The organism is Rhodococcus sp. (in: high G+C Gram-positive bacteria), assembly GCF_049591685.1.
In the GTDB taxonomy this organism is placed as follows: Bacteria; Actinomycetota; Actinomycetes; order Mycobacteriales; family Mycobacteriaceae; genus Rhodococcoides.
The window spans coordinates 1-2,229 of sequence record NZ_JBAWFH010000016.1 but is presented as its reverse complement, the minus strand read 5'-3'; the positions used below and the strand labels follow the sequence as shown (position 1 = coordinate 2,229).

3 protein-coding genes are annotated in these 2,229 nt (G+C 68.2%); 1 reads left to right on the top strand and 2 read right to left on the bottom strand.

From position 1 onward, the window contains the following. Both WBQ44_RS00490 and kstR read right to left on the bottom strand, forming a co-directional pair. Positions 1-276, bottom strand: a 276-nt coding sequence (locus WBQ44_RS00490; RefSeq protein ID WP_495564775.1) for a trehalose-phosphatase, incomplete at its 3' end; no start/stop codon positions are given. Positions 277-327: 51 nt separating this feature from the next. Further along, positions 328-933, bottom strand: a complete 606-nt coding sequence (kstR, locus tag WBQ44_RS00485) for a cholesterol catabolism transcriptional regulator KstR (protein ID WP_495564776.1) — start codon at positions 931-933, stop codon at positions 328-330. A 174-nt stretch (positions 934-1,107) separates the two neighbouring features. Between kstR and WBQ44_RS00480 the strand changes: the two genes are divergently transcribed. Further along, positions 1,108-2,229, top strand: a 1,122-nt coding sequence (locus WBQ44_RS00480; protein ID WP_495564774.1) for an acyl-CoA dehydrogenase family protein, incomplete at its 3' end; no start/stop codon positions are given.

Below are 2,229 nucleotides of genomic sequence, written 5' to 3'. Positions count from 1 at the left end.
GCCGTGACTACCGACGAGCTGTACCTCGGCGGGGAGCCGGGACAGGGTCGCGAGGTCGCGCAGGGCGCGGCCGGAGATGACTGCGGCCGTCGTACCCGCGAGCGTCGCGAGTCCACGCATCGCGTTCACCGCTTCGGCGTGCGGGAACGCCTTCAGCGGATCGGACACGAGTGGCGCCATGGTGCCGTCGTAGTCGGAGGTGACGAGCAGGCGGGGAGTCCGGGCGGCACCGATGAGTGCGCGGCGAAGTTCCAGGGGCAGATCCAGTGCAGTCACGGTACGAATCTAGGCGATCCGGCCGAGGCAGGCGCACTCGGACGGACAGCCTCAGTCGATGGCCTTCGAACCGCCGAGCAGAAGGTCGACGGTCAGTTCGAGTCGCGCCGCGACGTCGGTGGCCGACGAGCGGCGAGTCAGCCACGCCACCAGATTGGACAACCACACGTCACTGATGACGCGAGCGATGCTGAGCTGCAACTCCGTTGGCTCACCGTCGCTCATCGCCTTGGCGAAGAGGCGATCCATCAGACGGCCCACCTGATCGACCTCTGCTGCCGCGGATGCGTCGGCGAACATGAAGGCGCGAGTCATGGCCTCGGTGAGCAGTGGATCACGCTGCATCGCGCGAGTGATCTGTCCGAGGATGAGGTGCATGCGCTCCTGCGGCGTCTGGCCGGGTGGGAGCTTGCGACGCGAGTCGATTCGCTCGAATTCGCGGGCAAGAGCCGACACCAGCAGGTGCACCTTCGACGGGAAGTAGCGGTAGAGCGTCCCGACGGCAACATCGGCGCGTTCGGCGACTGCACGCATCTGCACGGCCTCGTATCCGCCTTTGGACGCGAGCGCGAGCGTGGAATCGAGGATCCGCTTGCGACGTTCGCGCTGCGCGTTGGAGCTCAGGTCTTCGTCGGTGAGCACTCCGATCGACCTCAGGGGCGTTGCTTCCGGCGTCGCCGGTGCTGCCCCGTTCTTGTCGGCGGAGCGGGACGAGCCCGACCGAGATGATGAGGTCACTGTGGTTTTCCTTCGCGCCTTGACTCTTGACCAGCTGACGTATTAGAACACGTTCTAGATGAAAAAGTCATCCGGAGAGCTGGGGAAAGCACTGTGAGCATTGCCACGACCGAGGACCAGCGCGACATCCAAGAGTCCATCCGGTCGTGGGTCGCCTCGGCCGAACCGATCGGAACCCTACGCGCCGACGAGCAAGCGAGTTGGCGCGCCCAGTGGGCCGGGCTGGCGGGGTTGGGGGTCTTCTCCGTCGCAGTACCCGAATCGGCGGGCGGAGCGGGTGGCACCGTGGCGGACCTTGCCGCGATGCTGGAGGCAACGGCGGCCGGACTCGTGGGCGGGCCTGTTCTGACGACCGCGCTCGCTGCCATCGTTGTGGGGTCCGTGCGCTCCGCCGAGGAGCTGTGTGAGGGCCGCATGCCCTGCGCCGCCGTACTGTCCGGAGACCCGGTCCGAGCTGCGGCCGACGGCGACGACTTGGTGGCCGACGGCATCGTCGAACTGGCGGTGGGAGCCGTCGACGGCGCGGCCGTCCTGCTCCCGGTCCTCCGGGAAGGCGTCAACGGCGGCGACATCGTCTGGTGCATGGTCCAGGCGGATACCCCTGGGCTGGAAATCGAACCATCCATCGGCGTCGACCGCAGCGTTCCGTTGGGCCGGGTGACGCTCGACGCCGTACGGATCGCACCCGGCTCGCAGCTCCCCGGCGTCCGAACCGACTTCGTGCACGACCTGGCTGCGGCCCTCGCCTCTGCCGAAGCCGCGGGGGTAGCTGGTCGATGCCTCGACATCGCCGTCGAACACGCGAGGACGCGCGTGCAGTTCGGCGCGCCCATCGGCAGTTTTCAAGCGATCAAGCACCTGTGTGCCGACATGCTGTGCCGCGTCGAGAAAGCCCGTGCAGTCGCCTGGGACGCCGCTGTCGCCGTGGACTCCGCGCCGATTGAGCTGCCCCTGTCCGCCGGCGTCGCGGGGGCACTCGCGCTCGACGCCGCGGTCGACACGGCGAAGGACTGCATCCAGATTCTGGGAGGCATCGGCTTCACATGGGAGCACGACGCCCACCTCTATCTCCGCCGCGCGCTCGTGCTGCGGCAGGTGCTCGGCGGGTCGACGAGGTGGCGTGCGCGAGCAGCAGACGCGGCCCGCCGGGGGGTGCGACGGACGTTGACCGTCGATCTCGGCGAGGCGGAATTGCTGCGCGACACGGTTCGGGAC